Below are 24,147 nucleotides of genomic sequence, written 5' to 3' on the forward strand. Positions count from 1 at the left end.
GGCATTTCCTTAGCCTTGAAACGGCCGGCGGCGGCGCCATAATCTGTCCTTCAACGTTCGCCGTGCCGCGTGCCGGCGAGCCACCTTCAACATGGGGTGTTCAACTTGTCCGAGCAACTAGTCAACGCCATCGCGCGGCTCAAGGGCCCGGCACGTCAGGGGCAACTGGGTCGTCTGCGTCGCGGCATCGAGAAGGAGGGGTTGCGCGTCGACCGCCAGGGAATGATCGCGCACACGCCCCACCCACGGGCGCTGGGCTCGAAGCTGACCCACCCCCATATCACGACCGACTACTCCGAGTCGCTGCTGGAGTACATCACCCCGGTCTACTGTCGCCCGGAAGACGCGCTGACCTTCCTCGCCGACCTGCACCGCTTCAGCTACCGGCACCTGGGCGACGAGTTGCTCTGGCCGGCCAGCATGCCGGGGCGCCTGGCCGGCAACGACAGCGTGCCGATCGCCGATTACGGCCGCTCCAACGTGGGCTTCATGAAGCATGTCTACCGCAAGGGGCTGGACGTCCGCTACGGCCGCATCATGCAGTCCATTGCAGGGGTGCACTACAATGTGTCGCTGCCCGAGGAAGTCTGGCCGCTGCTGCGCGAACTCGAAGGGGCCGAGGACAAGCCGCTCAACGCCTATCGTTCGGGGCGCTATTTCGACCTGATTCGCAACTTCCGCCGCAACAGCTGGCTGCTGCTCTATCTGTTCGGCGCCTCGCCGGCACTCGATCGCAGCTTCCTGACCGGCGCCGTGCCCGACAAGCTCGCGGCGCACGCCCGGGACACGCTGGTCTCGCCCCATGCCACCAGTCTGCGGATGTCGGACCTGGGCTATCAGAACAAGGTCCAGGCGCAGCTCAAGATCTGTTTCAATTCGCTGTCCAACTACGTCGGTACCCTGCGCCACGCGATCACCACGCCGTGGCCGGCCTACCAGCGTATGGGGGTGAACGAGGGCGGCGACTGGCGCCAGTTGAACGCCAACATCCTGCAGATCGAGAACGAATACTACAGCGACATCCGCCCCAAGCGGGTGGCGCGTCACGACGAGACGCCCACCCAGGCCCTGGAGGCGCGCGGCGTCGAGTACATCGAGGTCCGCTGTCTCGATCTGAATCCGTTTTCGCCATTGGGAATCGATGCCACTCAGATGCGGTTCCTCGACACCTTCCTGATGTGGTGTCTGCTTTCGGAGAGCCCGTGGATTCCCGACGAGGAGTGCGACCGCCTCGACGACAACCGCCGGGCGGTGGTCGAGCGCGGCCGCGACCCGGGGCTGGCGTTGACGATCGACGGCGAACAGCGGCGTCTTGCCGATCGTGGCCGGACGATCTTCGCCGAGTTGCGTGGCGTGGCCGAGCTGCTGGACGTGGTCGAGGGGGGCGAGGCGCACGTCGCCGCGCTCGATGCGCTGGAGCCGTTGCTCGACACGCCCGAACGGACGCCTTCCGGACGCCTGCTGCGAGCGCTGGAGGAGAGCGGCAGCGAGTTCGTCGATCACGTGCTCCAGCTGGCGTCGGCCCAGGCCGAGCGTTTTCGTGACGAACCCGTCGACCCGGCCCGAGAGGCCTGGTTCCGGGAGCTCAGCGAAACCTCGTATCAGCAGCAGGCGGACATCGAGGCGGCCGACCGGGAGCGCTTCGACGACTTCCTGGCGGCCTATTTCGCGCGGGCCAGTGAACCTCGAGCCGCATCGCCGGTCTAGACCGGCGCAACCGGAATCGGTGTCTTGGGCCGGCCGTCGCAGGGCGACCGGCTCGTTGTCATGTCTTGAGGGAGTCAACTGATGTCAATCGCCCCGCGCGGGATCTCGACGCGCCAGTGGAGTCTGGCCGGGCTGGCCATGTGTGTCCTGATGATGGCCGTGGCCCTGGCCCTGCAGTACGTCGCCGGCCTGGAGCCCTGTCCGTTGTGCATCTTCCAGCGTATCGCCGTGCTCGCCGCGGGGGCGGTGTTCCTGGTGGCGGCGCTGCATGGCCCGCGTGGCCGGGGCGCCGTGGTGTACGGTCTCCTGGCGCTGGCGGCCGTGGCCGGGGGCATCGCCGTGGCCGGGCGACACGTCTGGCTGCAGTCGCTGCCGGCGGACCAGGTGCCCAGCTGCGGCCCCGGGCTCGACTACATGCTCGAGGTGCTGCCGCTGTGGGATGTCCTCTCGCGGGTGCTCTCCGGCTCCGGCGAGTGTGCCACCATCGACGGCTACTGGTGGGGGCTGACGCTGCCGCAGTGGACCCTGATCGGCTTCTGCGTGCTGGCGCTGATCCCGCTGGGCATGCTGGTCGGGGCGTCGCGGGGGCGCCGGACCTGAGTATTCGCGCACCGTGCCCGTCGACCTCGCGGGGGTGGCAGGAAAGTGACGCCGGACGCTACGGTTTTGTCCGTCGGTAGCATTGACACTCGTCCTGCTTGGGGAGACGCTGGAAGCCGCCGCAGAGGACGAACCAGGGAGACGCACCCATGCTGGAAGATTGCAAGTCGGCACAGGAACGATGGGGCGGCGTGCACCGCCTGATCGATCGCTGGCTCGAGGAACGACACGAGATGCTGGTCGCCTGCATGGAGCTGCAGGACGCCTGCGACGCGGATCCCGAAACGGTGTCGAAGGCGCGCATCGATCGTTTCAGCGAGCTGCTGATGGACTACATCAGTGCCGGGCATTTCGAGATCTATCCGCAACTGCGCGAAGAGGCCCGCCACTTCAACGATCACGAAGCGCTGGTGCTGGCCGATCGTCTCCTGCAGCGTCTCGAGATGTCCACCGAGATGGTGCTCGAGTTCGACAAGGCGTTTTCCACGCCGACCCGCTGCCAGCACTATGTGTCACGCCTGCCGAGCTGGCTGACGCGACTCAACCGCGCGCTGACCGAGCGCTTCGCCCTCGAGGATCAGCTGATCAGCCGCCTGCATGCCGCCCATTCGCCGCCGCCGGCACCGGAGGTGGCGCCCCGCGCGGCGCTCTGAAGCGTCCTTGGCGATGATCCCGACCCCGCCGGCCATGCCGGCGGGGTCTTTTCTTGAGGCGTCGTTTGAAGGCACGCGGTGGCGCGGATCAGCGGTGGCGGCGCAGCCGCTCGCCGAGGCGGGCGCCCAGATAGAGCATGCACGGGGTGAGCAGCAGGGTCAGCCCGGTGGCGAAGCCCAGCCCACCGGCGATGGCGCTCGACAACTGCGTCCACCATTGGGTCGAGGGGGCGTTCCAGCCCAGGCTGGGGGTGAGCAGATCGACGTTGACGCTGAGCACCATGGGGATCAGCCCGAGGACGGTGGTGACCGCCGTGAGCAGGACCGGGCGCAGGCGTCGACAACCCGCTTCCAGCGCGGCGTGGAAAGCGTCGAGCCCGTCCCCGCGCAACTGGTTGTAGGTGTCGATCAGGACGATGTTGTTGTTCACCACGATGCCCGCCAGGGCGATGATTCCCATGCCCACCATGACGATGCCGAACGGTTGGGCGTTGAGCAGCAGGCCGAGCAGGATTCCGGCGGTGGAGAAGACGATCGCCGACAGCACCAGTCCGGCCTGGTAGAGGCTGTTGAACTGGGTGACGAGGATGATCGTCATCAGGAAGATCGCCACGCCGAACGCCGAGACCAGGAAACGACTGGTCTCGGCCTGGTCCTCCTGCTCGCCGGCGAAGGCGACGCGCACCCCGTCGGGCAGTTTCTCCAAGGCCGGCGCCAGGGCGCGCACTCGCTCGTCGACCTGGTAGCCGGGCTGGACGTCGGCCTCCAGGGTGATTGCCCGGTGGCCGTCGATGCGATGCAGGACACCGACCTTGGGGGCCGGCTCCAGGTCGACGAACTGGCTGATCGGAACCCGGCCGCGCGAGGTGTTGACGGTCAGCCGGCGCAGTTGGTCGAGACTGCGCCGGGCGCCGGGCAGGCGGACCCGGATGTCGACCTCGTCGTCGACCTCGGCCGGGCGATAGGTCGCCACCTGCAGGCCGGTGGTGACCAGTTGCACGGCGCTGCCGATGGTCGCCACGTCGGCATCGAAGCGCGCGGCCTCGGCGCGGTCCACCTCGAGGCGCCACTCCACGCCGGGCAGGCTGCGGTCGTCCTGGATGTCGCGAAAGCCGCCAAGTGACTGCATGTCGCCACGCAGTTGCGCCACGGCCTGCTCGAGCAGGGCCGGGCGCCGGCCGCTGAGTTCGATCTGCACCGGCTTGCCGCTGGTCGGGCCCTGCTCCTGCTCGCGGAACTCCAGGCGCACGCCGGCCAGATCGCGGGTCCGCTCGTTCATGTCGGCGAGAATCGCCCGGGCGGGGCGGCGCTGGTTCCAGTCGACCAGCTGGAAGTTCAACTGGCCGATCACGTCGGCGCCGAGCTGCCCGTTGGCCATCGCGAAGGAGCGGGCGTAGAGCGACTGGATCTCGGCCATGCCCGCCACGCGGCGTTCGACGCGCCGGACCACGGCGTCCTTCTCGGCCACCGACAGGTCGCCGCGGGCGTGCACGAGGATCTGCGCGTTGTCGGGCTCCACCGCCGGAAAGAACTCCACGCCGTGGTTGAAGCGCGCGTAACCGACGTAGACCAGGACCATCAGCAGCAGGGCGCCGACGAGCGTGAAACCGGGACGCTGCAGCAGGCGCGTGAGCGTGCGGCGATACATCCGCCCCCCGGCCGCGAACCCCGGGGTGCCGGTCGAGGGCCGGCGGCGAACCAGGTTGCCGAGAACGGGCAGGAAGACCAGCGCCATGGCCAGCGAGGCGAGCAGGCAGAGCACCACGGTGGCGGGCAGGTACTTCATGAATTCGCCGACCACGCCGGGCCAGAACAGCAACGGCAGGAACACCGCCAGGGTGGTGGCGGTCGAGGTGATCACCGGCCAGGCCATGCGCTGGGCCGCGCCGGACCAGGCCTGGCGGGCGGGCAGCCCCTGCGAGAGGTTGTGATCGGCCTGTTCGCCGACCACGATGGCGCCGTCCACCAGCATCCCGGCGACCAGGATCAGCGCGAACAGCACGACGATGTTGAGCGTGTAGCCGATCGCCCAGATCAGCAGGATGCCGGCGAGAAAGGCGCCGGGAATGGTCAGGCCGACCAGCAGTGCCGAACGCAGGCCCATGGTCGCGAGAATCACGATCAGCACCAGCACCACCGCGGTCAGCACGTTGTTGAGCAGGTCGTCGAGCAGCCGTTCGACGGTGGTCGACTGGTCCATCAGCGTGCGCACCTCGAGGGTGTCGGGCAGGGCGGGTCGGGCCTCGTCGAGCAGCGCCTTGACCGCATCGATGGTGGCGATGATGTTGGCGCCGGTGCGCTTGGAGATTTCCAGCACCGCCGCCGGCTGGCCGTTGATCCGGGCATAGCCGGCGGGGTCCTTGAAGGTGCGGTGGATGACGGCGACGTCGCCGTAGGTCACCACCTGGTCGCCGTCGACCTTGACCGGCATGTCGAGCAGGTCGTCGAGGTTCTCGATCACCCCGGGGACCTTGATCGCCAGACGGCCGGCGCCGTTGTCGATGCTGCCCGCGGCGACCAGTTGGTTGTTGCGCGAGACCCGGTTGAACAGGGTGTCGAAATCGATGCCGTAGCCGGCCAGGACCTGCGGATCGACGACGATCTCCATGAGATCCTCGCGCTCGCCGGCGATATCGACCTCGAGCACCTGGGGGATGCTTTCGATGGCGTCCTTGAGCTCGCGGGCGGCGACCATCAGCTCGCCGGCGGAGAGCGGGCCCGACAGGCCCACCGAGAGCACCGGGAAACGCGCCACGTTGACCTCCATGACGCGGGGTTCGTCGGCCTCCTCGGGCAGCGAGCTGCGCGCGATGTCGACCTTCTCGCGGACGTCGGCGAGCGCTCGGCGCGGGTCGAAGCCGGCGTCGAACTCGAGGGTGATCGAGGCGTATCCCTCGCTGGCCTGGGCGGTCATCTTCTCGACGCCCTCGATGGCGCGCAGCTCCTGCTCCATGGGCCGTACCAGCAGCCGTTCGGCGTCCTCCGGGCTGACCCCTTCGAGCGACAGCGAGACGTAGATCATGGGGATCGCCACGTCGGGGTTGGCTTCCTTGGGGATCGCCTGGTAGGCCACGCTGCCGGCGAGCAGCAGGAAGACGAGTACCAGCAGGGTGGTGCGGGTGCGATCCAGCGCCGCTTCGATCAGGGCCCGCATCAGGAGGCGTCCCGTGTCTCGTCGGCGGTCACCGGCGTGACCCGCTGGCCGGGCTCGACGAACCCGCCGCCCAGGGTGATCAGACGCACCTCATCGGGGAGGCCGCCGACCCAGGCCTGGGTGGCGTCGGCGCTGATCAGCTCGATGGGCAGAAAGCGCACGGTATCGTCGTCGTCGACACTCTTGACCCCCAGGTGGCCCTGTTCGTCGAGCACCAGCAGGGCCGGGGAGATGCGGTGGGCGGGGCGCGCGGGCAGGGTGATGTCGAGCGTCGCGCTGGCGCCGGCGATGCGCAGCCGCTGCGGGTTGCTCACCCGGACCTCGAGCGGGTAGCTGCGCGTGGCGTCGTCGGCGCGACTGGCGAGAAACGAGACTCTGCCGTCGAGTCGTCGCCCGTCGAGCAGGATCACCGCGCTGGGCATGCCCTCGCTGACGTCGTCGATGCGCCGCTGCGGCAGCCAGGCCTTGGCGTCGAGGCGCTCGATGTCGACCAGCTGGCCGAGTGTTTCGCCGATCTGCACGTAGTCGCCGGGATCGACATCGAGGCGGTCGAGCGTGCCGGCGAAGGGGGCATCGATCCGGGTGTCGTCGAGATCCTCGCGTAGCGTGGCGAGTTGGGCGAGACTCGTCGCGCGCTCGCTCTTCAGCCGCAGCAGCTCGTTGTTCGACACCAGATTGCGCCCGCTGAGCTTGCGGGCGCCCTCGAGTTCGGAATCATTGAGGGCCAGCTGGGCCCGGGCCTGTTCAATGCGCGCCGGCAGGTCGCCGGGATCGAGTGTCACCAGGCGTTCGCCGTCGGTCACCCGGTCACCCTGGGCGTGTGGCAGTTCGCTGACCGTGCCGGCGCGGCGGGCGCGCAGGTCGACGGCCTGCCGCGCTTCCAGCTGGCCCTGGAGGCGCACGTGAGGGCTGTGGGGCTGGGCCCGGGAGAGGCTGACCTCGACGCGTGGCAGACTGTCGCGATCGGTCGGCCGATCGGCCGGGGCCTGTGACTGGAAGCGTTGGGTGTCGCCGAACGCCAGCCAGATCAGCAGCCCCACGCCGAGCAGCAGGGCGAGCAGGGCCGGCGGGAGGGAAGGCCTCGAGCGCATCGGTCGTCCTCTGACAGATGGATGGTCCGTCGACACGCGACGGGAGACACGAAAAAGCCGCCTCGGGGCTGCCGGGGCGGCTTTCAGTGTATCAGGGCGTCGGTATCGGGTAAGCCATTGATACGTTGGCCGGGACGGTCGGTCAGGAACAGGCCGCTTCGGCGGCTTCGCGGGGCGCGCAGCGGGCTCGCTCGGCGGAACGTGGCGCGCTGGGCGCGGCGGCATCGAGCTTGAGGATGCGCTGCGTCCGCTCGCGGACGGCGCGCAGCCTGGCGGCATCCTCGGCCAACACCGGGGCGCGTACCGGGACCAGGCGTGCCAGGCGCGCTTGCCACTCGGCGGAGGCGAAGCGCTCGGGGAAGCAGCGCTCGATCAGGTCGAGCATGATCGACGTGGCGGTCGAGGCACCGGGCGACGCGCCCAGCAGGGCGGCCAGGGAGCCGTCGCCGGCGGTGACGATCTCGGTACCGAACTGCAGGACGCCGCCTTTCTTGGGGTCTTTCTTGATGATCTGGACGCGCTGGCCGGCGACCTCGAGCCGCCAGTCGTCGGCGTCGACATCGGGGTAGAAGTCGCGCAGTTCCTCGACCCGCTGGGCGTGGGAGAGACGCACCTGGTCGACCAGGTATTTCATCAGGCTGAAATTGCTGCGGGCCACGGCGAGCATCGGGCTGAGGTTGGACGAGCTCACCGACTTGACCAGATCGAAGACCGAGCCGTGCTTGAGAAACTTGGTGGTGAAACCGGCGAAGGGCCCGAACAGCAGGGACGGCTTGCCGTCGACGTTGCGGGTGTCGAGATGGGGGACCGACATGGGGGGCGCGCCGATGGCGGCCTTGCTGTAGACCTTGGCCCGGTGCCGGGCGACGACCTCCGGCTTGTCGCAGCGCAGCCACTGTCCGCTGACCGGAAAGCCGGCGTAGCCGCGGGCCTCGGGGATGCCGCTCTTCTGCAGCAGGCGCAGGGAGGCACCACCGGCGCCGAGGAAGATGAAGCGCGCGCGGAGTACCCGGCGGTCGCCGCCGCTGGTGTCGATCTTCAGGCTCCAGGTGCCGTCGGCGTTACGCGCAATGTCCTTGACCTTCTGGCCGGTGCTGATGCGCACCTGGTCGTCGGGGCGCTCGCCCAGGCGCTGGAACAGCTGATCGGTCAGGGCGCCGAAGTTGACGTCGGTGCCGCCCTCGACGCGGGTCGCGGCGACCGGCTCGTCGGCGTCGCGCCCCGCCATGAGCAGCGGTGCCCATTCGGCGATGGTCGTGGGGTCCCGCGAGAACTGCATCGTCTCGAAGCAGTGGTGGTGGCTCATCGCCTCGTGACGGGAACGCAGGTAGCGTACCCCGTCCTCGCCACGCACGAAGCTCATGTGCGGCACCGGCGAGAGGAAGCGGGCCGGATCGCCGAGATTGCCGTCAGCCACCAGCGAGCTCCACAGCTGCTTGGACTCCTCGAACATGGTGTTGATGCTGACGGCCTTGCCGATGTCGATCGCGCCATCGGGACCGGGAGGCGTGTAGTTGAGTTCACACAGGCCGGCGTGCCCGGTGCCGGCGTTGTTCCAGGCGAACGAGCTTTCGCTGGCGATGGAGTCCAGACGCTCGACGACCTCGATGCGTGCGGTCGGTTCCAGTTCATGGAGGAGCGTGGCGAGCGTGGCGCTCATGACTCCTCCCCCGACGAGTACGACGTCAACGGCCTCTTCTTCCATAGTGACTTTTCACCCCTTGGGCTGATTCAAATAAGGCCATTATACCCGCTGCGATCGTAAAAACGAGCTGTCCCAAAGGTATGGCTTATGCCTCATGCGTTGATCATAAGGGATTTGTTGGGCATGGCGGGGTATAAAAAAAGCCGCCCAATCAAAGCGTTGGGCGGCTTTCGGCGGCGTTGAAAATTGACGCGGCGCAGCAAAAGCGGGTTTCGAAATTCCTTGCTAGCGCAGGCTGATGATGCGCCAGCCGCGTTCGGTGGCGACTTTGCGAAGGGTGTCGTCCGGGTCGACGGCGACCGGATGGTCGACCTTCTCGAGCAGCGGCAGGTCGTTGTGCGAGTCGCTGTAGAACCAGGCGTCGTCGATCGTGATGTCGCGCGTGGCCAGCCATTCCTCGAGGCGAGTGATCTTGCCGTCGCGAAAGCTCGGCACGCCGCTCACCCGGCCGGTATAGCGGCCGCCGATCGTCTCGGGCTCGACGGCGATCAGTTCGTCGACGCCCAGGCGCTGGGCGATGGGGCCGGTGATGAAGCGATTGGTGGCGGTGATGATCAGCAGGGTGTCGCCGCGCTCGCGGTGGCGGGCCAGAAGCTCTTCGCCGCGGGGCAGGATGTGCGGCTCGATCTTGCTGGCCATGAACTGCTGATGCCAGGCGGCGAGCTGCTCGGGCGAGTTGTCGGCCAAGGGCTTGAGGGCCAGCGCCAGATAGGCGTGGATATCCAGGGTGCCGGCCTGGTAGGCCTCGAGGAAGCGCTCGTTGGCCTCGCGGTAGGCGACCGGGTCCACGGCGCCCTGTTCCACCAGGAATTCGCCCCAGGCGTGGTCGCTGTCGAGCGCCAGCAGCGTGTTGTCGAGATCGAAGATGGCCAGGCTCAATGCGCTCTCCTCAGGTGGCTTGGTGCGGCGTCGGTCGGGCGGCGTGAAAAGCGGCGGCGATTATTGCAGAACTCGCCGTCGTTGCCCACCGTGAGCGGCGTTGCGCCGCGTATTGATGCGCTTTCAACGTTTGTGGAAGAATGGCTTCAATACTGGATTTCATAAGGTGAAGCCCGTGATCGACGCTGACGGCTTCCGCCCCAACGTTGGCATCATCATTGCCAACCCGGAGGGCCAACTGCTGTGGGCGCGTCGGGTGGGACAGAATGCGTGGCAATTCCCTCAGGGGGGCATCAAGGCCTGCGAGACACCGCAACAGGCGCTTTATCGCGAACTGGAAGAGGAGATCGGCCTGACGCCCGAGGACGTCGAGGTCCTGGCCTGTACCCGAGGATGGCTGCGCTATCGTCTGCCGCGACGCATGGTTCGAACTCAATCGCGACCGATCTGCATCGGTCAGAAGCAGAAGTGGTTTCTGCTCAGGATCCGCTGTCAGGATAATCGGATCTGCATGGATACCACGGCCAAGCCGGAATTCGACGGCTGGCGCTGGGTCAGTTACTGGTATCCGCTGGGTCAGGTCGTGCCCTTCAAGCGCGAGGTCTATCGTCGCGCCCTGCGCGAGCTGGCGCCCCGGGTGCAGCGACTGGCCCGGGGAGGCGGTTGAACCATGCCGCTTTTCTCTTACCCACAACAAGAAGAATGCTCATGCTCGATGTCTTGAGACGCATCGTTCAGGAGGTCAACGGGGCGCGCAGCCTGGAAGCGGCGCTGGCGACCATGGTCCGGCGTATTCGCAAGGCCATGAAGACCGACGTGTGCTCCGTCTACCTGTTCGACGCCGCCCAGGACCGGCTGGTCCTGATGGATACCATCGGTCTGCACACCCAGGCCGTGGGCCACGTCACCCTGCGCCTGGGGGAGGGGCTGGTGGGCCTGGTCGGTCAGCGCGAGGAGCCCCTCAATCTCGAGGACGCACCCTCGCATCCCGGTTTCCGCTACTTCAAGGAGACCGGCGAAGAGCGCTTCTCCAGCTTCCTCGGGGTGCCGATCATCCACCAGCGCCGGACCCTCGGCGTGCTGGTCGTCCAGCAGGAGGAAAAGCGTCGCTTCGACGAGGGCGATGAAGCCTTCCTGGTGACCATGGCGGCGCAACTGGCCGGGGTGCTGGCCCATGCCCTGGCCACCGGTACCCTGACGCGTCCCACGCGAGCCGATGGCATGGCGACCTTCACCGGCGTGGCGGCCTCGCCGGGCATGGTGATCGGCGAGGCGCTGGTGCTGGCGCCGCCGGCCGATCTGGACAACGTGCCCGACCTGATCCCGACCGATACCGAGGCCGAGATCCGCCGCCTGAGCGAGGCGATAGGCCGGGTCCGCGGCGAGATCCGGGCCGCCGGGGCGCGGCTGGCCAGCCGTATCTCCAGTCAGGAGCTGGCGCTGTTCGACGTCTACGAGCAGATGCTGGCCGATGCCGCCCTGGGGCAGGAGGTGGAAAAGCGCATCCGCGAAGGGCAATGGGCGCCCGGTGCCCTGGCCGACGTGGTGCGCCGCCACGTCCAGTACCTGGAGCGTGTCGACGACGACTATCTGCGCGAACGAGCGGCGGACATCCGCGACCTGGGGCGGCGTGTCCTGGGGCATCTGCAGCAGGAGAGCGACAAGGGGCCCGAGACCCTGCCCGAACGGTGCGTGCTGGTCGGCGACGAACTCAGCGTGGCCATGCTCGGCGAGGTGTCCCGTGAGCGCCTCGCCGGCCTGGTCTCCCTGAAGGGCTCGAGCACCTCGCACGTGGCGATCCTCGCCCGGGCGATGGGCATTCCCACCGTGCTGGGCATGGTCGACCTGCCGCTGCCGCGTCTCAACGGGGCGCCGGTGATCCTCGACGGCCACCGCGGGCGGCTCTTCGTGCGTCCGGATGGCGAACTCGTGGCGCGCTATCGCATGCTGATCGACGAGGAGCAGGCGCTGGCCGAGGTGCTCGAGCACGAGCAGCATCTGCCCAGCGAGACCCCGGATGGTCACGGCATGCCGCTGATGGTCAACACCGGGCTGACGGTCGACGCGGTGGGCTCGCTGAAGCCGCGCATTGCCGGGGTGGGGCTCTACCGTACCGAAGTGCCGTTCATGATCACCGAGCGCTTCCCCGGCGAGCAGGAGCAGACGCGACTCTATCGCGACCAGCTCGAGGGCTTCGCGCCGCTGCCGGTGGTGATGCGCACCCTGGATATCGGGGGCGACAAGGACCTGCCTTACTTCCCCATCCAGGAAGCCAACCCCTTCCTCGGCTGGCGCGGGATCCGTGTCACCCTCGATCATCCCGAGGTGCTGATGGTCCAGTTGCGGGCGATGCTGCGCGCGTCGGCCGGGCTGGACAACCTGCGCATCATGCTGCCGATGGTCACCAATATCGAGGAGGTGGATGCCGCCCTGCGGCTGCTCGAGCGGGCGCTCGGCGAACTGGTGGACGAGGGGCTGTCGATCGAGCGGCCCCAACTGGGGGTGATGATCGAGGTGCCGGCGACGCTCTATCAGCTCGATGCGCTGGCCGAGCGTGTCGATTTCTTCTCGGTGGGCAGCAACGACCTGACCCAGTATCTGCTGGCGGTGGACCGCAACAATCCCCGCGTCGCCGACCTCTACGATGCCTGCCATCCGGCGGTGCTCTCGGCGCTGGCACGTCTGGCGGAGGATTCGACTCGGCTGGCCATGCCGACATCGGTGTGCGGCGAGCTGGCCGGCGACCCCGGCGGCGCCCTGCTGCTGATGGGCATGGGGTTCGAGGGATTGTCGATGAATGCGCCCAGCCTGCCTCGCGTGCGCGCGGCGATTCGCCGGGTGTCGCTGCGTGACGCCCAGGCGCTGGTCGAGGAGACGCTGCGTCTCACCACGCCCCGGGCGGTGCGCGCGCATCTGGTCGAGCGCTTCGCCGAGTGGCAACTGACTCACCTGTTGCCGCCCCGCGACGACCACTGAGCCCGCTGGGGCGGGCATGCTCAGCGGGTCGGGCGGGCCGGGACCTCGAGGGTGAGACGGTTTTCCGCCTCGAAGACGCCCTCCGGCCCGAAACGGCGTTCGGCCAGCGTTACCTCGCCATCGGCGCGCCATTCCAGCAGGGTGCTGGCGCGCGTCCCGTAGTCGCTACCCACGATGAACGGCGCCGACAGCAGGCGTTCCCGCTCCAGGCCGATCCCGGTATCGGGCAGTTGCGCGTCGGCCGCCGGTCGGTCGTCGGCGAGCAGCGCCCAGGCCGCATGCTGGAAGGTTTGCCGAGCGGCGCCGCGCACCTCGCCCAGGCGATGACGCGAATGCACCAGCTTGGGCCAGGGGGTATCGAGAGTGGCGTTGGACACGCCGTGCAAGCCGGGCGCCACGCCTTGCCAGTGAGTGCCGTGACGACCGTGGTGGACGTGCCAGAGCGTTTCGCCGTCGCCGGCCAGCAGGTTGAACCCGGCATAGGCGGCGGCGTCCCGGGCGACGAGCCGTTCCAGCCAGTCGGGCAGCGACGGGCTTTCCAGCGCCTGACGCACCAGTTGGCCGCGACTGGGTCCCGCCGCCGGGGCGTCGAAGGCCGGGTCGCGGACGTTGGTGACCGCCGCGAAGCGGCCCGTGGTGTGCATCGCCATCCAGGTGCCGCCGGCCTGAAGGTCGCGGCCGCCGACGATGCCCGGGGCGTCCTGCCAGTGGTCGAGCGGAGCGCTGGGGCGTGCATGGCGCTCGTCCCGGTTGGCGGCGAGCCGAAGCAGGACCGGGGCCTGCGGCGACCAGTCGAAAACGATCAGGCACATGGGGCGCGTTCCTGGGATGGGCGATGATGGCGGAGCGCATGACAGTGCGTCAGCGGCCAGCGTAAACTCGGTTCATTGTCGATGGCAGGGACGCGGATGCAAGACCTGAATACGGACAATACGATGCGTCGCTCCTCGCGCCGCCCGCTCTGGCTGGCCGGGGCGGCCTGGCTCACGGTCTGCCTGTTCGGGGCGGTCGGCGTGGCCAGGCTATGGCCCGTTTCGGTGACGTGGGTGACGATGATCGCTTCCTGGGCGGGGTTGGCCGGTTGCCTGGTCTTGTTGCTGGGGTTCGGCTGGTCGACCCGGCGGCGTCATCAGCAACGCTGGCAGGCACTCGGCGATCGCGTGGTGCGGCTGACTGACGAACTGGGCGGGGCCGAGCGACCGTCGACGCGGCGGGGCGTCTCCCTGGACGATGTCGAGGCGGCGGTGGCTTCGCTGGAATCGGCACTCGAGGATCGGCCGACGCTGCCGCAATTGACGCGGCTGATCGAGTGGTTGCCGCTGCCGGCCCTGCTGCTTCGCGACGATCGGGTGGTGATGGCCAACGCGCCCCTGGAGCGTCTCGTCGGTCGTTCGCGGCAGGCGCTGACGGCGGGGAGCGTGAGTGACCTGCCGCTCGTGCCCGATGTCGTCTCCCTGCCCGAGCGCGTGTCGCTGAGCGATACCGAGGGCCGCCGCCATCCTTGCCGGGTCGCCTGGACCCAGCGTGATGACTGGCAGTTGGGCGTCTTCGTGGACGACACGGCGCACGATCAGGCGCTGCGCCAGCTCACCCAGGAGCGCGACCGCGCCCGGGAAGAATCGGCGTTGAAGACGCGCTACCTGGGGCAGGTGCGGCGTGAGCTGCAGGCGCTCGAGCGCGAGGCCGGGGGCTCCCCGTCGGCCTCCGGCGCCGAGCGGCTCGGTGGGCTGCTGTCGTTGCTGGAACGACTCGGCGACCCGGAAAGTCGGCGGGACGAGGCGACGAGCGGGGGGCGCCGGGTGCTGATCGTCGACGACGGCCCGGTCAATGCCGCCCTGGCTCAGCGGGTCCTCGCCGCCCGGGGACTGCACGTCGATGTCGCCCGCAGTGGCGAAGAGGCGCTGGCCTGTCTCTTCGAGCACGATTACTCGCTGGTCTTCATGGACATCTTCATGCCGTCGCTGGACGGGATCGAGACCAGCCGTCGCTGGCGCGAACACGAACAACGGGCCCAGCAGGCCGGGCGCAGCATTCTCATCGCCCTGACGGCCAATGCCAGCGAAGCCGATCGCGAGCGTTTCTTCGCCGCCGGGATGGACGACTATCTCGCCAAGCCCTACCGCCCCCAGGCGTTGATCGACATGGTCGGGCGCTGGTTGCCCGATGCAATGGACGAGGATGCCGTCACGTCCTGACCGATTCCGTACACTCTGCTAGGAAATCGCATGCTTCATTATCCACAAATCGACCCGATCGCCATCTCGCTGGGGCCGCTGAAGATTCACTGGTACGGCCTGATGTACGTGATCGGCTTCGTCGGTGCCTGGTGGCTGGGCCGCAAGCGTGCCGCCCGTCTGGGACTGGTGCCCGACGACATCGGCGACATGCTGTTCTATGGCGCGCTCGGTGTGGTCCTGGGGGGACGGATCGGCTATGCGCTGTTCTACGGCTTCGATCGGCTCGTGGCCGACCCGCTGTGGCTGTTCCAGGTCTGGGACGGCGGCATGAGTTTCCACGGCGGGCTGATCGGGGTGCTGATCGCCGCCCTGCTGTTCGCCCGCAAGCACGGTCTGGCCTTCTTCCAGCTCACCGACTTCATCGCCCCGCTGGTGCCCATCGGGCTCGGTGCGGGCCGGATCGGCAACTTCATCAATGCCGAACTGCCGGGGCGTGTCAGTGACGTGCCCTGGGCCATGATCTATCCGGGGGGCAGTCAGCCGCGGCATCCGTCGTCGCTCTACGAATTCGTCCTGGAAGGCGTGGTATTGTTCGCCGTGCTCTGGACGGTGTCGCGTAAGCCGCGTCGGCGGGGTATGATCTCCGGTTTGTTTCTGGTGCTCTACGGCCTCTTTCGCTTCGCCGTCGAGTTCGTGCGTCGGCCGGATCCGCAGCTCGGCTTCATCGCCTTCGACTGGCTGACCATGGGCATGCTGCTCTCGCTGCCGATGATCCTGATCGGGCTGGCGCTGATCGGCTGGTCGCGCAATCAGCCCGTCGACCGGGCCGACGACACGACCCGCGCCAGTCCGACCTCCTGAATCCGCAACAGGCGTCTTCATGCAGCCCTATCTCGATCTGATGCGCCGGGTGCTCGAATCCGGCGTGGAGAAACCCGACCGCACCGGGGTCGGGACCCGCAGCGTCTTCGGCCACCAGATGCGTTTCGACCTGGCCGAGGGCTTCCCGCTGGTGACCACCAAGAAGCTCCATCTGCGCTCGATCATCCACGAGTTGCTGTGGTTTCTGCGCGGCGACACCAACATCGCCTACCTCAAGGAACACGGCGTGCGCATCTGGGACGAATGGGCCGACGAGAACGGCGAGCTGGGGCCGGTCTACGGCTACCAGTGGCGCAGTTGGCCCCGGCCCGACGGCGGGCATGTCGACCAGATCGCCGATGTGGTCGAGCAGATTCGCCGCAACCCCGATTCGCGACGGCTGATCGTGTCGGCCTGGAATCCGGCGCTGGTCGACGAGATGGCATTGCCGCCGTGTCACGCCCTGTTCCAGTTCTACGTCGCCGAGGGGCGCCTGTCGTGCCAGCTCTATCAGCGCAGCGCCGACATCTTCCTGGGCGTGCCGTTCAATATCGCCAGCTATGCGCTGCTCACGCAGATGGTCGCCCAGGTCTGTGACCTGGCGCCCGGCGAGTTCGTCCATACGCTGGGCGACGCTCACCTCTATCTCAACCATCTCGAGCAGGCCGAACTGCAGCTTTCGCGCACCCCGCGCCCGCGTCCGCGCCTGGTCCTCGACCCGGCGGTGAAGGATCTGTTCGCCTTCCGTTTCGAGGACATCGCCATCGAGGATTACGATCCGCATCCCCACATCAAGGCGCAGGTGGCCGTATGAGCGAGCGTCCCGCAAGCCAAGACGCCCGGTTAGAGACGATCGTGCCGGTGGCGATGATCGCCGCGGTGTCGCGCAATGGCGTGATCGGTGTCGATAACCAGTTGCCGTGGCATCTGCCCGAGGACCTCAAGTTCTTCAAGCGCATGACCCAGGGCAAGCCGTTGGTGATGGGGCGCAAGACCCATCAGTCGATCGGTCGTGCGCTGCCCGGGCGGCTGAATATCGTGGTGACCCGGGACAGCGGTTTCCGGGCCGAAGGGGTACGGGTCTGTCACGATCTGGCCGAGGCACTGTCACTGGCGGACGACCAGGCGATCATCGACGGCGTCGAGGAGATCATGGTCATGGGCGGTGGGGAAATCTATGCTCAGGCCATGCCCTGGGCGTCGCGCCTCTACCTGACCGAGGTCGCCGTCGAGCTGACCGGCGATGCCCGCTTTCCGGCGCTCGAGCGCGGGGTCTGGGAAGAGGTGCAGCGCGTACCGGGAGAGCGCAGCGGGCAGGAAGGCAATCCCGACTATGCCTTCGTGGCCTATCGGCGCCGGCTGGCCGAGTGACGCGCCGGGGCATCCAGTTGTCAAAGCCTGTCGACGTGACACAGACTGTAGCCATGAAAAGGGAACGTTCATCGCAGGCTGAGGGAGCCTTCTTGAAACGATCGGAGGTCATGCCTTGTTGACGGAACGCGCGTCAGCGCTATTCGAGGCCCTGGAACGTCAGGCCAGCGAGGGAGTGGAAGAGATCGCCGGCCTGCGTGAACGCCTGAATCGGCTCGAGGCCGAAAATGCCAGCCTGCGCGAGGCGCTGTCGCACCTCGTGACAGCGGAGTCTGCGCCGCCGCGCTCGGCCCACGAGCGTGGCTATCCGTTGCCCCGGCGCAGTGGATCCGACGAGCGCCATGGCGAGCCGCCCGTCGAGGCCGATCCCGCCGCTGCGGTGGTGTCCGAGCCGGCTGCGCCCGAATCGTCGGCGGAGCCCGCCGTGTCGGCGACGGCCCCTGCCGACGCCGAGCCGCCATCCCCCCAGGCCCTGCTGGACAGCTGGTATCGTCGCTACACCCGCACTTTCTTCAAGGGGCATACCCGGCCCCTGAAGGTGGGCATCCACGAGGACCTGCTGGCGCTGGAACCCTGGCCCGAGAAGCTCGTACGCCGGGCGCTCGCCTGTTACGTGCATCTGCCGCGCTATCTCAAGGCCGTGCGTGCCGGTGCCGAGCGGGTCGATCTCGAGGGCCAGCCGGCCGGCGTGGTGGACGACGAGGAAGCCCGTCACGCACGCAAGAAGCTCGAGGCCCTGCAGGCCAAGCAGCGCGCGCGAGACGCCGGCACCTCGGAGCGTGAAAGCCGCAAGAACGTGCGACTCGATCGCAAGTTGAGCGACCTGCTCGCCAAGCACGGCCGTCACTGACCCATCGCCTCCTTCCTTGCCTGTCTCCGGAGCGCCATTGCGTTTGGCGCTTCGGGGTTCTTCACCGCGTTACGTTGGCCAGCCGTTGGTTGCGATGCGCGAATGGCTTGATTAGTGCCCTTGCAATGACACCCAGGGCTGATCATCATGAACGCCGTTCGCGATCGTCACGCTTTCGTCACATGGTGGCAGTAGGGTGCGTCGTGACACGGTATCGCGGCGTTGCGGTGCCAGTGTGCCGAGGTGAGCCGAAAGAGGGCCCCGCTGAGGCGGCAGGATTAAAAACAGTGTTTTTTTCTTGTTGCGTTCGGGAAAGTCCCGGTATATGGTTCTCCTGCGAGCATTGGATAATAACAAGGCTTCGCTGAGGCAAGCGCCTTTTCAGGCCGCGCCCGGCAAGCCAGTTGCATTTGCAAACAACGATCGAACAGTAAGCTAGTTAAGGAACTATCGCGATGAAAAAGACGCTCTTAGCGACTGCTATTGCCGGTGCCCTGGGCGCCTCCGCCGCTGCACAGGCTGCCACCGTCTACAACGAAGACGGCACGCAGTTCGACATCTACGGCAACCTTCAGTTCGCCTACGCCGACACCAAGGATTCAAGTGGTGACTCTCAGGACGAGATCCTGGATAACGGGTCCACCATCGGTTTCAAGGGTCAGCACGTCATCAACCCGGGCCTAACCGGCTACTTCAAGTACGAATTCGAAGGTGACGCCGACGAGATCAAGGGTGCTGGCGGCATCGACACCGGTGACCAGGCCTACATGGGGCTGAAGGGCAACTTCGGTGATGCCCGTATCGGTTCCTGGGATCCGCTGATCGATGACTGGGTCCAGGATCCGATCTCCAACAACGAGTACTTCGATGTCACCGACTCCAACACGCTGATCGACGGCTCTGATGGTGTTAACACTCAGGGTGATGACGATCCTGAGGACAGCGTGTACGCTCAGGACCGTGAAGGAGACAAGATCCAGTACATGTCTCCGTCCTTCGGCGGCTTCCAGTTCGCTGTCGGCTCCCAGTACAAGGGCAGCGCTGAAGAAGAGAATGTCTCCAACGACGGCAATGCTTCCTTCTTCGGTGGCGCCAAGTACACCTTCGGTGCCTTCTCCGTCGCGGCTGTCTACGACAACCTCGACAACTACGACGGTAAAATCACCGGCAGCCAGTACATCGGCGGTGCTGACGATGGTGAAGACTTCGACGCGGGCGACCAGTACGGTGTGACCTTCCAGTACACCATCGAAAGCCTGCGCATGGCGCTGAAGTACGAGCGTTATGATTCCGGCAACACCGATTACATTCCCGACGAGAACCGTTACGCTCTGGGCGCGCGCTACGGCTACGGCATGGGTGACATCTACGGTGCCTACCAGTACGTCGACGTGGGCGGCGAAGACATCGGTGACACCATCCGTGACGGCACCAACAGCATCGGTGACAACGTCGATTCTCGTAACGAGATCGTTGTGGGTGCCACCTACAACATCTCGCCGGCCATGTACACCTTCATCGAAGGTGCCTGGTACGACCGCGACAACGACGAAAACGACGGTGTTGCCGTGGGTGCCGTCTACAGCTTCTAAGCTGTCGACCGACACACGACGCATTGTCTAATGAAGCCGGCCCGTCAGGGCCGGCTTTCTATATTATTGGCGCCCTTTTCTCGGTCACCAACACTCGTTCCGCCTTCCGCCTTCCGCCTTCCGCCTTCCGCCTTCCGCCTTCCGCCTTCCGGAATCTTGCGCCAGATCAGTCGATTGCCTTCAAGACGTGTTGCTCGTTCGTTACCAAGGTGCAACGCGCGACGAAGCGGTCTACGGTTAATGAACTGTCATCGAATCGTCATGTGGGTGTCACCCATCCACGGGCATGATATTGCCGTCCAGGTCATTGATAATCAGAAGAAACGGAGAATAGGGCCATGTCGATCACTCGTCGTCGCTTCCTGCAGGGGACACTTGCCGCGGGGGCCGGTGCCGCCTTGCCGGCGTTCTACATCAACAAGGCACTCGCTCAGGACAAGACGCTGCGGATCTATGCCTGGGCCGGCTATTTCACCGATGAGATGCTCGCCGACTTCCGCGAGAAGACCGGTATCAACGCGACCTTCACCCCCTACGGCACCAACGACGAACTGATGAACTCGCTGCGCGCCACCGACGGCAGTGGTTTCGACGTGATCATGCCGACCGTCGACCGGGTGCCGGGCTATCTCGACTACAACCTGGTCCAGCCGCTCGACGAGTCACGCATCCAGTGGCAGGGCTGTCTCGACAGTGCCCTGGAAGGCTCCGAAACCGGCGGTGTCGTCGACGGCAAGCGCTACTTCGCGCCCAGCGACTGGGGCACCGAGGCGATCACCTTCGACCGCCGGTACGCCGCTGTGGACCCGGACGACCTGAGCTACGGCGATCTCTGGAATCCCGATAACGGCCAGGGCGTGACGGTACGCAGTCACTCGGCGCTGGTGGGGATCGGGCTGTGGCTCCAGGCCCAGGGCAAGCTGCCGCGGCCGTTGCTCGACTCCTACAAGAGCGAGGAGGCGATGCGTGCCAACTTCGACGTGATCCTCGCCGAGGCGGTCAAGCACAAGGACATGATCGCCCAGTTCTGGTCGACCGAGAACGAGGCCCAGGCGGCCTTCCGTACCAACGGCGCGGTGATCGGCCAGACCTGGGACAGCACCGCCTTCCGGTTGCAGAGCGAGGGCATGGATGTCGCCTATCGCGCCCCGAAGGAGGGGGCGCTGGCGTGGATGGAGGGCTTCGTGATCCCCAGCAATGCCCAGAACGTCGACGCCGTCTATGAGCTGATCAACTGGTACTACACGCCGGAGGCCGGGGCGATGTTCGTCGAGTCCACCGGCTACAACTCCACGGCGAAGGGCGCGGAGAAACTCCTGCCCGAGGCGGCGCGACAGTTCTTCGAGGCGTCCTACACCCAGCAGGACCTGGCCAACCTGTGGTGGTGGCCGATCCAGGAGCCCTGGTACGTGGCACTGCGCAACGAGTATCAGGATCGTTACCTATCGGCCTGATCGATCCGCCGAGCGCGCCGCGGATGCCCAAGGCCTGTGGCGCGCTCGAGCTTTCCTGCCCACTGACGACGAGGCCTTATGGACGGAAGCGTCACGCTGGATGACGTGATGATGCGGTTCGACGATTTCACGGCGATCGAACCCACGCGGTTGACCATCGAGTCCGGCGAGTTCTTCAGCTTTCTGGGGCCGTCGGGCTGCGGCAAGACGACCCTGCTCAATATCATCAGCGGCTTTTTGACGCCGAGCGACGGACAGGTGCACATCGGCGGCGAGCCGATGGCCAGCGTGCCGGTCAACCGTCGCCCCACGGCGATGATCTTCCAGAATCTGGCCCTGTTTCCGCTGATGAGTGTCTATCGGAACATCGAGTTCGGTCTCGAGGTGCGCAACGTCGGTCGGGCGGAAAGACGTCGCCGGGCCGACGAGCTGCTCGACCTGGTGGCACTCGGCGGCAGTGGCGACAAGCCGGTCTCGGCACTCTCGGGCGGGCAGAAACAACGCGTGGCAATCGCCCGGGCGCTGGCCGTGGAGCCCCGGGTGCTGCTGCTCGACGAGCCGTTGTCGGCACTGGATCTCAAGCTGCGCCAGCACATGCGCACCGAGCTCAAGGCGATCCAGCGCAAGACCGGCATCACCTTCATCTACATCACCCACGACCAGGGCGAGGCGCTGACCATGTCGGATCGCGTGGCGGTGATGTCGGCCGGACGCATCCAGCAGGTCGCCGATCCCGAGACGCTCTATCAGCGTCCCGCCACCGCCTTCGTCGCTGCCTTCGTCGGCGAGAACAACCGGCTGCCCGGACGCGTGGTTGCGAGCGACGGCGAGACGACCACGCTGGACGTTCCCGGGCTTGGCCGGCTGGCAGGACGCACGGGGCAGGCGCAACTCGCCGTGGGTCAATCGGCGGCGCTGTTCGTGCGTCCCGAGCATCTGCGTCTCGATACAACGGGGGGCGATACCCGGCTCGAAGGTGACGTGACCTCGGTCAGCTTCGAAGGCGCCTGGCGCATGCTCGAGGTGAGCCTCGTGGATGGCTCGACACGGCTGCGCGTGCTGCTCGGCCAGGGCGCCGGGCCGGCGGCGAATCCCGTGGCGGGGCGCCGGGTCGAACTGGGCTACGCACCTCGCGATGCCGTGGTATTGACCGACGATGCACCGGCGGACGTCGATGCCGAGACCGGCGAGCCGCTCGCTTCCCGGGCAGGGGAGGGGCAGCATGCTGCATCAGCTTAAGGGGCGTTTTGGTGCGCCGGTGGCGATGGCGATCGTCGGGCTCGTGGGGATCTGGCTGGTCGTCATGGTGGTCTTGCCGCAATGGCAGATGATCGCCTATTCCTTTCATCCCAATCTGCTGCCGGCCGAGATCGGCGGGCCGAAGGACCACTGGAGCCTGACCAACTACGCCACGCTGTTCGACAATCGCATTCATCTGGCGATCTTCTTCAAGACGCTGTGGTCGAGCGTGCTGGTCACGGGACTCACGCTGCTGGTCAGCTATCCGATCGCCTATTATCTGGCCAAGGTCGCCACGCCCGGGCAGGCGGCACTATGCCTGCTGCTGCTGGTGATCCCGTTCTGGATCAACGAGATCCTGCGCACCTTTTCCTGGTTCATCCTGCTGGCGTTTCGTGGCCCGCTCAACGAGATCCTGCTCGCGCTGGGGCTGATCGACCGGCCGGTTCGCTTCTTGAGCGGCGACGGCGGGGTGCTGGTGGGGATGGTCTATGCCTATATCCTGTTCATGGTGTTCCCGCTCTACAACGCCATCGAGAGTCTCGATGGCAACCAGATCCGCGCGGCGCGCGACCTGGGCGCGGGCAGCGTGCGTACCCACTGGCGGGTGGTGATCCCCCACGCCAAGCCGGGGATCGCCACCGGCTGCATCATGACCTTCATGCTCGCCGCCGGCAGCTATGCGGTGCCGGCGCTGCTCGGCTCGCCGGGCAGCCGCTGGTTCACCCAGATCATCTACAACTGGTTCTTCGAGGGCGGTGACTGGAACCAGGGCGCGGCCTACGCCTTCCTGCTGCTGGTGTTGTGCATCGGCTTCATGTCGCTGGTGATGCGGCTGTTCAAGGTCGGCCTGGCCGACATCGCCCGCTGAGGAGCCCGTGATGAGCGCCGAACGATTCCGCGACTGGGGGCTGCGTTTCTACCTCGGGATATTCTTCGTCTATCTCTTTCTGCCGCTGGTGATCATGGGCGCGGCGACCTTCAACGACAGCCGCTTTCCCACCGTCACCCCGTGGCGCGGGACGACGCTCAAGTGGTTCGAGGCCCTGTGGGCGGACGGCGGCATGTGGGACGCCCTCGGCAACAGCCTGCTGGTGGCGCTGGGCGTTCTCTGCCTGGCGGTGCCCATCGGGGTGGCCAGCGCGCTGTTCCTGACCACCGTGGAAAGCCGCGCCAAGCCGTTCGTCTATGGCCTGATTCTCTCGCCGCTGTTGACCCCGGGGGTGATCATCGGTATCTCGACGCTGATCTTCTGGCGTCAGTTCGACGTCGCCGGCGGCACGCTGCTCACCGTGCTCGGCCAGACCACCTTCATCGCCGCCTACGTGATGCTGATGGTGATGGCACGGCTGCAGCGCTTCGACCGCACGCTGGAGCGGGCGGCACTGGATCTCGGCGCCTCGCCGTGGCAGGCGTTTCGTCGGGTGCTGCTGCCGTTCCTCAAGCCGGCGATTCTCTCGGCGGCGGTGATCGCCTTCCTGCAATCCTTCGAGAACTACAACACCTCGCTGTTCGTGGTCGGCTACGACACCACCCTGACCGTCTATATCGCCTCCAAGGTGCGCACCGGCCTGACGCCGGCGGTCAATGCCCTGGGCCTGATCCTGATCCTGATCACCATCGGCCTGGCGGTGATCTACGAACTCAAGCGCCGTCGCGAGAGCCGGCTTGCCGCGCGTTGAGCGATCGGTGCCGCCGCCGATGGTCACCCACGCGCGTGCCGTCGGGCGGGTACGGCCGCGTGCCTCTCCCGGTCATCGAGTCTTCGCTCTGCGTGGATCGATTCAGCGTCGTCATGTCGATGCGCGCCGACAAAGGCGTTCCAATCGCGATGCACA

The 24,147-nt window shown here is 66.7% G+C and carries 20 protein-coding genes; 15 read left to right on the forward strand and 5 right to left on the reverse strand.

What is annotated here, in order from left to right; all coding sequences use genetic code 11:
* The first annotated feature begins 105 nt into the window (after positions 1 to 105).
* The 3 genes from gshA to rsd all read left to right on the forward strand — a co-directional run bounded on the left by gshA (position 106) and on the right by rsd (position 2,960).
* Complete coding sequence (gene gshA / locus KGR00_RS03685; protein ID WP_224417608.1) at positions 106 to 1,707, forward strand: glutamate--cysteine ligase; 1,602 nt, start codon at positions 106 to 108, stop codon at positions 1,705 to 1,707.
* Between the two features lie 81 nt (positions 1,708 to 1,788).
* Positions 1,789 to 2,307, forward strand: coding sequence for a disulfide bond formation protein B (locus KGR00_RS03690; RefSeq protein ID WP_224417607.1), 519 nt, complete (start codon positions 1,789 to 1,791; stop codon positions 2,305 to 2,307).
* A 149-nt stretch (positions 2,308 to 2,456) separates the two neighbouring features.
* Complete coding sequence (gene rsd / locus KGR00_RS03695; protein ID WP_129141584.1) at positions 2,457 to 2,960, forward strand: sigma D regulator; 504 nt, start codon at positions 2,457 to 2,459, stop codon at positions 2,958 to 2,960.
* Between the two features lie 88 nt (positions 2,961 to 3,048).
* On the opposite strand, the gene KGR00_RS03700 is transcribed toward rsd, so the two are convergent.
* The 4 genes from KGR00_RS03700 to KGR00_RS03715 all read right to left on the reverse strand — a co-directional run bounded on the left by KGR00_RS03700 (position 3,049) and on the right by KGR00_RS03715 (position 9,789).
* Complete coding sequence (locus KGR00_RS03700; protein WP_224417606.1) at positions 3,049 to 6,114, reverse strand: efflux RND transporter permease subunit; 3,066 nt, start codon at positions 6,112 to 6,114, stop codon at positions 3,049 to 3,051.
* A complete protein-coding gene (locus tag KGR00_RS03705) occupies positions 6,114 to 7,205 on the reverse strand; it encodes an efflux RND transporter periplasmic adaptor subunit (RefSeq protein ID WP_224417605.1) in 1,092 nt (363 codons plus the stop codon). Before KGR00_RS03705 ends, KGR00_RS03700 begins: the two co-directional genes overlap by 1 nt.
* 142 nt (positions 7,206 to 7,347) lie before the next feature.
* Positions 7,348 to 8,910 carry a malate dehydrogenase (quinone) gene (gene mqo, locus KGR00_RS03710; protein WP_224417604.1) on the reverse strand — a complete coding sequence of 521 codons (1,563 nt, stop codon included), beginning with the start codon at positions 8,908 to 8,910 and terminating at the stop codon, positions 7,348 to 7,350.
* Positions 8,911 to 9,135: 225 nt separating this feature from the next.
* A complete protein-coding gene (locus KGR00_RS03715) occupies positions 9,136 to 9,789 on the reverse strand; it encodes an HAD family hydrolase (RefSeq protein ID WP_224417603.1) in 654 nt (217 codons plus the stop codon).
* A gap of 175 nt (positions 9,790 to 9,964) precedes the next feature.
* On the opposite strand from KGR00_RS03715, the gene KGR00_RS03720 reads away from it, so the two are divergent.
* Together KGR00_RS03720 and ptsP are read left to right on the forward strand one after the other, a co-directional pair.
* On the forward strand, positions 9,965 to 10,456 hold the full coding sequence (locus KGR00_RS03720; RefSeq protein WP_203234894.1) for an RNA pyrophosphohydrolase: 492 nt from the start codon (positions 9,965 to 9,967) through the stop codon (positions 10,454 to 10,456).
* A gap of 41 nt (positions 10,457 to 10,497) precedes the next feature.
* Entirely contained in the window at positions 10,498 to 12,765 is a 2,268-nt protein-coding gene (ptsP, locus tag KGR00_RS03725; protein ID WP_224417602.1) for a phosphoenolpyruvate--protein phosphotransferase, read from the forward strand.
* A gap of 20 nt (positions 12,766 to 12,785) precedes the next feature.
* On the opposite strand, the gene KGR00_RS03730 is transcribed toward ptsP, so the two are convergent.
* Positions 12,786 to 13,577, reverse strand: coding sequence for an NRDE family protein (locus tag KGR00_RS03730; RefSeq protein WP_224417601.1), 792 nt, complete (start codon positions 13,575 to 13,577; stop codon positions 12,786 to 12,788).
* A 123-nt stretch (positions 13,578 to 13,700) separates the two neighbouring features.
* Between KGR00_RS03730 and KGR00_RS03735 the strand changes: the two genes are divergently transcribed.
* The 10 genes from KGR00_RS03735 to KGR00_RS03780 all read left to right on the forward strand — a co-directional run bounded on the left by KGR00_RS03735 (position 13,701) and on the right by KGR00_RS03780 (position 23,991).
* Complete coding sequence (locus tag KGR00_RS03735) at positions 13,701 to 14,960, forward strand: response regulator (RefSeq protein WP_224417600.1); 1,260 nt, start codon at positions 13,701 to 13,703, stop codon at positions 14,958 to 14,960.
* A 30-nt stretch (positions 14,961 to 14,990) separates the two neighbouring features.
* Complete coding sequence (gene lgt, locus KGR00_RS03740) at positions 14,991 to 15,803, forward strand: prolipoprotein diacylglyceryl transferase (RefSeq protein ID WP_224417599.1); 813 nt, start codon at positions 14,991 to 14,993, stop codon at positions 15,801 to 15,803.
* A gap of 19 nt (positions 15,804 to 15,822) precedes the next feature.
* Positions 15,823 to 16,617: a thymidylate synthase gene (locus KGR00_RS03745; protein ID WP_224417598.1), complete on the forward strand. Its 795-nt coding sequence runs from the start codon at positions 15,823 to 15,825 to the stop codon at positions 16,615 to 16,617.
* Complete coding sequence (locus tag KGR00_RS03750) at positions 16,614 to 17,174, forward strand: dihydrofolate reductase (RefSeq protein ID WP_224417597.1); 561 nt, start codon at positions 16,614 to 16,616, stop codon at positions 17,172 to 17,174. Before KGR00_RS03745 ends, KGR00_RS03750 begins: the two co-directional genes overlap by 4 nt.
* Before the next feature lie 115 nt (positions 17,175 to 17,289).
* Positions 17,290 to 18,024, forward strand: a complete 735-nt coding sequence (locus KGR00_RS03755; protein WP_224417596.1) for a ProQ/FINO family protein — start codon at positions 17,290 to 17,292, stop codon at positions 18,022 to 18,024.
* Between the two features lie 455 nt (positions 18,025 to 18,479).
* Positions 18,480 to 19,616, forward strand: a complete 1,137-nt coding sequence (locus KGR00_RS03760; protein WP_224417595.1) for a porin — start codon at positions 18,480 to 18,482, stop codon at positions 19,614 to 19,616.
* Positions 19,617 to 19,954: 338 nt separating this feature from the next.
* Positions 19,955 to 21,070: an extracellular solute-binding protein gene (locus KGR00_RS03765; RefSeq protein WP_224417594.1), complete on the forward strand. Its 1,116-nt coding sequence runs from the start codon at positions 19,955 to 19,957 to the stop codon at positions 21,068 to 21,070.
* Positions 21,071 to 21,148: 78 nt separating this feature from the next.
* A complete protein-coding gene (locus tag KGR00_RS03770; RefSeq protein ID WP_224417593.1) occupies positions 21,149 to 22,309 on the forward strand; it encodes an ABC transporter ATP-binding protein in 1,161 nt (386 codons plus the stop codon).
* On the forward strand, positions 22,293 to 23,180 hold the full coding sequence (locus KGR00_RS03775; RefSeq protein ID WP_224417592.1) for an ABC transporter permease: 888 nt from the start codon (positions 22,293 to 22,295) through the stop codon (positions 23,178 to 23,180). The genes KGR00_RS03770 and KGR00_RS03775 overlap by 17 nt, the downstream gene beginning before the upstream one ends.
* Before the next feature lie 10 nt (positions 23,181 to 23,190).
* Positions 23,191 to 23,991 carry an ABC transporter permease gene (locus KGR00_RS03780; protein ID WP_129141568.1) on the forward strand — a complete coding sequence of 267 codons (801 nt, stop codon included), beginning with the start codon at positions 23,191 to 23,193 and terminating at the stop codon, positions 23,989 to 23,991.
* The last annotated feature ends 156 nt before the right edge of the window (positions 23,992 to 24,147 follow it).

Source organism: Modicisalibacter sp. MOD 31.J, assembly GCF_020147985.1.
Lineage (GTDB): Bacteria > Pseudomonadota > Gammaproteobacteria > Pseudomonadales > Halomonadaceae > Modicisalibacter > Modicisalibacter coralii.